The sequence below is a fragment of the Geobacillus sp. DSP4a genome (assembly GCF_013096875.1).
In the GTDB taxonomy this organism is placed as follows: domain Bacteria; phylum Bacillota; class Bacilli; order Bacillales; family Anoxybacillaceae; genus Geobacillus; species Geobacillus thermophilus.
This window is the reverse complement of the sequence record NZ_SDLD01000203.1, coordinates 1-439: the sequence shown is the minus strand read 5'-3', so window position 1 is coordinate 439 and position 439 is coordinate 1. Positions and strand designations below refer to the sequence as shown.

Below are 439 nucleotides of genomic sequence, written 5' to 3'. Positions count from 1 at the left end.
ATCGACGCTTGCTTACAGCTCCCCGGAGCGTTTCGGCGTTTGCCCCGTCCTTCATCGGCTCCTAGTGCCAAGGCATCCACCGTGCGCCCTTTCTAGCTTAACCTACAGCGCTCTCGGCTTCTTCCTTTGCGTTTCCGGTTATCTAGTTTTCAAGGAACGAGACTGCTTCTTGAATTTGCTTCTCTGCAGTCTTGCGTCGAGGAATTCGGCTTCTCCGAATCCGCTTGTAGACGCAGACGCAAACGAGACTACTCCCCCGAACCTGCTAAGCAGACGCAGGCACAGGCGCTTTTGAAGGAATTTCTCATTCCTTCAAAACTGAACGAAACGAAAGCGCTGTGTATCGACAGTTGGCCATTGCGGCCTCCGCTTTTCGTCCTTAGAAAGGAGGTGATCCAGCCGCACCTTCCGGTACGGCTACCTTGTTACGACTTCACCC

General features: G+C 53.8%; 2 rRNA genes. Both read right to left on the bottom strand.

The annotated features are described in order from the left end of the window. Positions 1-103: ribosomal RNA gene (locus tag ETC02_RS17005) — 23S ribosomal RNA — on the bottom strand; the annotation flags it as partial. Between the two features lie 280 nt (positions 104-383). Beyond that, positions 384-439 (bottom strand): 16S ribosomal RNA (locus ETC02_RS17000); the annotation flags it as partial.